At 35.7% G+C, this 6316-nt stretch carries 7 protein-coding genes; all 7 read left to right on the top strand.

The window, feature by feature from the left end; all coding sequences use genetic code 11:
- The first annotated feature begins 19 nt into the window (after window positions 1-19).
- Window positions 20-427, top strand: coding sequence for an A24 family peptidase (locus MKR94_RS17225; protein WP_422047538.1), 408 nt, complete (start codon window positions 20-22; stop codon window positions 425-427).
- A gap of 13 nt (window positions 428-440) precedes the next feature.
- Window positions 441-1187: a CpaB family protein gene (locus MKR94_RS15420; protein ID WP_241647746.1), complete on the top strand. Its 747-nt coding sequence runs from the start codon at window positions 441-443 to the stop codon at window positions 1185-1187.
- Window positions 1187-2548 (top strand): type II and III secretion system protein family protein, encoded by a 1362-nt coding sequence (locus MKR94_RS15425; RefSeq protein ID WP_241647747.1) that lies wholly within the window; start codon window positions 1187-1189, stop codon window positions 2546-2548. Before MKR94_RS15420 ends, MKR94_RS15425 begins: the two co-directional genes overlap by 1 nt.
- Window positions 2548-2991 carry a hypothetical protein gene (locus tag MKR94_RS15430; protein WP_241647748.1) on the top strand — a complete coding sequence of 148 codons (444 nt, stop codon included), beginning with the start codon at window positions 2548-2550 and terminating at the stop codon, window positions 2989-2991. Before MKR94_RS15425 ends, MKR94_RS15430 begins: the two co-directional genes overlap by 1 nt.
- 27 nt (window positions 2992-3018) lie before the next feature.
- Window positions 3019-4140, top strand: coding sequence for a hypothetical protein (locus MKR94_RS15435; RefSeq protein ID WP_241647749.1), 1122 nt, complete (start codon window positions 3019-3021; stop codon window positions 4138-4140).
- A 6-nt stretch (window positions 4141-4146) separates the two neighbouring features.
- Window positions 4147-5418, top strand: a complete 1272-nt coding sequence (locus tag MKR94_RS15440) for a TadA family conjugal transfer-associated ATPase (protein WP_241647750.1) — start codon at window positions 4147-4149, stop codon at window positions 5416-5418.
- A 124-nt stretch (window positions 5419-5542) separates the two neighbouring features.
- Window positions 5543-6316 (top strand): type II secretion system F family protein (locus MKR94_RS15445; RefSeq protein ID WP_241647751.1); only part of this gene is annotated, 774 nt, incomplete at its 3' end.

Consider the following 6316-nt stretch of genomic DNA (forward strand, 5'->3'; position numbering starts at 1 on the left):
TCCTTTATCGTAAAGAATTATGTCCCTATTAATATTTATACTATTAGCTAGATCATGTTATACAGACATAAGATATAGAATTATTGAAAATAAATGCGTCATTTCGATATTATTAATTAATGTACTATTTTTTCTGATGGGTAAAGAACAAATCTACCTATCATCCTCAATAGTGATTTTAAGCATCGGGACTGTCTGTGTATTAAGCCATTGCATAGGAGCGGGTGATGTTAAATTACTGGCTGTATTAGGGTTAACATTCCCTCTTAGGGAACTCTCAGATTTTATATTTCTAGTTGCGGTTTCAGGCTTACCACTGATACTGGTCATCTATTGTTTGCATCATTTTACTCGAGGAAAATTCTCAAAAACGCTTCCTTATGGTGTGGCAATAACTTGCGGGTATTTACTTAAAATATTTATATAATTTAGGGATTAACGTGAATCAACGGCTGATTATTATAGTAGCTATCGTCTTCTTCTTATTAGGTTCAGTAGGAATCTATCTCTCTGATTCGGAAGAGGCCAATTCCAAAGATGATGCTCAGCAGCAATCAAGGCAACAGGCGACCTATTTTATAGTAAAACGTATTATGGCTTCGGGGGAGTTGATTACTAAAAATGACTATGAAGAGAAAAATGAAGAGTTAATGGATACATCTCCCAATCCAGATAACCCCGACACAGTGGAAGGTTTTTATCTAACAGAGTCAGTTCGCAAGGGAACAAGGCTCACAAAATCATTGTTAACCAAGGATAAACCAGAAGAGCATTATTCGAATGCGCATTATCGATATACTTTGGAACTCAACAAGAAATATATTAATAATATTATTGGTTTATTGCCTGGATCAACAGTAGATGTCTATATAAAATTCAAATCCCCGAGGCGAGAGCACGATAATAAATCAACAGTATTTCGAGGTCAATCCATTGTAAAAATTGTTAAAATCTTTAAAGATAAAAAATTACTTACTCCTGTAATGAAAGGTAAAAAAATAATCACAGAGGGGAGTAATGAAAATGATTTTATTGAAAAATATAATGTTGATATTGAATTGTCCCGTGCTGATCTTAAGAAGATTTATCAAATTGAAAATGAGTTTGAAATGATAGTTTTCCCGGCAGAATCTTCAGAAAAAAACACTACGAGAGTTAATATTATAAATAGTAAAGGTAATAAATAATGAAAAAATACCTACCTAATAACTATATTTATTTTTTCATTTTTAAATTAGTTTTATTTATGTTATTTGCTGTTCCTTTGATGGTGCAGGCGGAGACGATATATCTCTCGAAGGGAGGGGCAAGGACGATAAAAAGTAATACTTCCATTGATACCGTATTTACTACTGATTCAAACGTAGTGAACTATAACATGATTAGTGATGATGAAGTTGTCATATATGGTGTTGATAACGGCGAGGGGGAAATTTTACTTGTACAAAATGATATGACAAGAAGTATTAAGGTTACTGTTGATCCACTAATAGGTAGGCTTACAAAACAAATTGAAGATCAATTTGTAGGATCATCAATCGGAATAAAAAAAGTAGGTGATAGCTATTTACTTACTGGTACTGCAGCTGACGAAGAGAGCCGAGATGCTATTTATCAAATTGTAGGTGAAGCACTTGGTTTAGAGCGTAGTGAGATTAAAACAACATTTGACAGTGCCGGTAATAACGATAAGTTTTCAACAGATAATATCGACTATATGAATAAATATACCTATCGTAAACTACAAAATAAGATGAATTTACCGTTTGCTAACCAAGTCAATGTCAAGATATCGATTGTCGAGTTAAACAGAAGCTATAGCGATGCGCTCGGTATTGAATGGGGCCAAGCTATGGACGTCGGGAGCTTTGTATTAAACAAATTAAAATTCAATGCGAATCAATTGACTTCAGTTATCAATGCGTTAGGTAATGAGTCTGTAGCTAGAGTTCTTGCCGAACCCAATTTATCTGTGTTATCGGGAGAAACCGCGGATTTCCTTGTGGGAGGAGAGATTCCTATCCTAACCAGCTCTTCTAATGGCAGTACGGTAGACTATAAAGAAGTCGGCATCAAAATGTTAGTAGCCGCCAAGGTTGAGAACAGTCAGAAAGTAAGACTGACCTTATCTCAAGAAGTGAGTAACGTTGATAGTAATAATATTAGTAAAACCAACGAATTATTGCTACCCGCGATAAAATCTCGTAAATCTAGGACGACCATAGAATTAGCTGACGGCGAAAGCTTTGTCTTGGCGGGATTGCTGAGCGAATCTGAAAAAGAAGTATTAAAAAAGATCCCCTTTATTGGAGACATCCCTGTACTGGGTGCATTTTTTAGGTCAACCTCCTCTCAGCGTGAGAGGACAGAATTAGTTGTAGTCGCGACGGTAAATCTGGTTCGACCTATTTCATCATCTCAAATTTCATTACCAAACTGGCAGAGAAGTACTTTGTTAGAGCGCTATCTCAATATCGCAGGTACTGAAAACCAAACATCAAAAAAGACAATCATCAATTTCCTTGAACAGGGAGGTTTTATCTACTGATGGCTAATTTATTGCGTAGCATAGTGGCGATTTTTTTCTTATTAGGTATACCTGCGATAAGCTTAGCAGGCGAGTATAGGTTTACCATTTCAAGTCGTAACGATATTGAACAGGAAATCACTATAGCTAAAATATTACCGTTTTATCAGTATATGGGAGGAGTAATTGAAATAGAGTGGGCAAATCCTGATTTGAATCAGCCTATAAAGGCTATTATTAACTCTCTAGTGAAAGAAGGCGTTGATAGGAAAGATATAGTCACCCATTACACTCAAAACATTAGCAATAAATATCAAAGTCGAGAGTCTGTTAATCTAGTTCTTAAAACGTTAAATAGTCGTACCTACTGCCAACCGTATAATTTGAAAAATTCGAGTAAATGGATCGGACAGGAAAGTTGTGCGCTTCAGGACAATACTGATGCGATGCTGGTACTGGAATAATCCGTCAGTAACATAAAGGAATAACCTATGCTACTCTTTTCCGAAAATAGTAAAGCGGAGAGTGATTTAGAGCACTCTATACTTATCGTAACACCCGATTCAACTAAAATGGATAAGGTATGCGAACAGTTAGCCTTGCGCGGATTTGGCGAAATAAAACGTTTTCTTGGTACGATTGAGCAATTGGAGTTATTTGAAGATACTGCAAATATCGGTTGTATTGTATTTGATGCATCGCATCTCGAATCACCAAAAGATGCAATTGAAATAATCGATATCCAGTTATCAAAAAATGTAACTAAAATTGCTTTCAGTAATAAGGACTCATTATTACTAGCCGAGGAATTCGAGAAGAATGAGATAAAATACTGTTACTATCCAACCCAACTTAATCGGTTAGGGAGTTTGGTGTATAAAGTGTCTCAAGATAAAATCGAATTAGGCAATGCTATACGCATTACAATAATGGGCTGTAAAGGTGGTGTCGGTGCATCAATGCTCAGTTATTATGCAGCTGAATTTATAGCGAAAAAGAGACAATCACCAACCCTTATTGTTCAAGGTGCTTACGGTACTCAAAATCTTGACTTGATATCCAAAGTCGCCATTTCCAATGAGGTGACACTATTACAAAATAATCTTTCAGGATATTACGAAGAAAAGAGTCAGGCTTGGCAATATCATAATGATATTTATGATAATTATGAATGCGTAATATTCGATTTTACAGGATATAATGCATCTGACGAAAATATTGAAAATGTACTCACCCATACGGATTGTTTGCTATTAATTTGTGATCGAGATATTTCTTCATCTAGAATGGCTAAGAAAATTATCGAAGCCAACAACCACCTGATGAACAGTAATAACGGAGTGCGCAGACTCTATATATGCCATAATAACCATCACGGAAAAATAAGTGGTGAAGTGAATACTCAAGAAATCAGCGGTTTAATTGGTAAGTCAGTCGATATTACCATTCCTTATTTAATAAAATCGGGAGACCCTTCACTCCCGATAAACTTTAATGGGAAAAATATTCAATACTTGGAGAGTATGTGTAATTTACTACTCGGGAAAAGAAAACAAACCCTAACCAAAATAGGCTTATTTGATTCATTAAAAAAAATAGCCCAACGAGGATAACGCGCTATGATTGATAAATTTGAAGGCGTTACAAAACAACTAAGGACTTTGGTTCTCCCTGAGTTAGATATCGATACTATTGAACATTTACTCGCTGATCGAACCGCACTTATTCGTGAAATATCGAAAACTGTTCAGCGCATTAGTGTTGAGCGTAATCTATATTTGCCTTCAGAAAATACTCAATTACTTTCTGCGGCTATTGCGGACGAAATTTTGGGGGTAGGGCCATTACGGGAATTAATGGAAGATCCAACCGTCAGCGATATTTTAGTTAACGGTCCAGAAAAAATATTCGTCGAGCGTAGCGGAAAATTGGTTAAAACAAATAAAAGGTTTATTGATAACCAACAATTAACCGATATTGCCAAACGCTTAGTCAATCGTGTTGGGCGGCGTATCGATGAGTCTCAGCCATTAGTTGATGCTCGGATGAGTGATGGTAGTCGCTTAAATGTTGTGATTAACCCCATTACACTTGATGGTACCTCTATTTCTATCCGTAAATTCAGCAATGTGTCCCGCACATTGAAAGATTTAGTGAGTTGGGGAGCGATGAATGAGCAAATGGCTAACTTTCTAGCCATAGCAGTGAGCTGCCAAGCAAATATTATCATTTCTGGTGGTACTGGATCGGGAAAAACAACGTTATTAAATGCGTTATCGCGCCACATTAACAGCGACGAACGTGTCATCACTTTGGAAGATGCCGCTGAATTGAAACTACAGCAGGAACACGTTGTGCGTTTAGAAACTAAAATGGCTGGTGTAGAAAGTAGTGGTCAGGTCACCATGCGTGATTTGATGATCAATACGCTACGTATGCGCCCTGATAGAATCATTGTAGGAGAGTGTCGGGGCGGAGAAACCTTTGAGATGCTGCAAGCTATGAATACGGGCCATGACGGTTCGATGACAACACTACATGCCAATTCACCTCGTGATGCAGTCGCACGCTTAGAGAATATGGTAATGATGGCTGGCTTAAATCTCCCCTTAGACGCGATAAGACGTAATATAAGTTCTGCCGTAAATCTTTTAATTCAAGCAAGCCGATTACACGATGGATCCCGTAAAATTACTCATATTACAGAAATTATGGGGTTAGAAAACGACATCATAGTACTGCAGGACATATTTTCTTTTAAAATCAGTGATTCAGTGAATGGTAAAGTACAGGGGAGTTTTTTCACACCTGGTTTATCTACGCGGTCAAATATTTACTCTCGAGCTAAAATGCATTCAAAAGATAATTATCTAAAACAGGTTTTTGGATGATAGAATGAAAAATATATACTTAATATTTATCCTTATGTCCTTCTTTTTTATTCTGATGGTTTTGTTAAGAATAAAACAGACTAGGCACATTTTTTCGAGCGGAACAGAACGAAAGAATTTATTGATGACATTGGCCGGTAAAGATTATACTGTAGTAAATAAAGAATCATTAATTCAAAATATCCTAAAAATAATCAGCCATAAAGTAGAGAGCATTAAAAACATTTTTATCGTGGATAGCCTTTATGATTTGGTTAAAAGGATTACAGTACCATTAGGCGTTGTACTTATAGCTCAAGTGATAAATGTTAATTTTTTCAATTTCCCTAGTTTACCCATATTATTGTCGTTGACGCCTATCAGTTATATACTATGGTATAAGATTTTATTAAAGAAAAAGAAAAAAGTTTTTGAGATAGATTTTACCGAATCGATATCTTCAATTAATGGTGCTATTTCTTCAGGTCGTACCTTTTTACAAGCAATGGAAGATTATAGTAAAAATAATAATAATCAGTTAGCTAAAGAATTTAGCATCATTACAAGAAGGCTAAATTTTGGCGATAATCCAGAAGTTGTTTTTTTAGATTCGTGGAAACATTACCCTTATAAAGAATACTATTTTTTCATCGTCGCAATATTATTAAACATTAATAGCGGGGGACGACTCAGAGAAGTGCTTGGAAAATTGCAACGTTCCTTAGCAAGTAATACTGCAATGGAAAAAAAGATGCTTACGCTCACTTCAGAAATGCGTATGGCATCTAAAATAACAGGGGCTATACCTTTTTTATTTCTTATCTTATTGAAATTTATCAGTGAAGATAACTTTAATTTTATCTTTGATGATCCTAGAGGTAACTTTCTACTTTATTATTTCTGTCTCTTATACACATCT

Origin of the sequence: Rosenbergiella metrosideri (assembly GCF_022602565.1) — a bacterium.
GTDB lineage: Bacteria > Pseudomonadota > Gammaproteobacteria > Enterobacterales > Enterobacteriaceae > Rosenbergiella > Rosenbergiella metrosideri.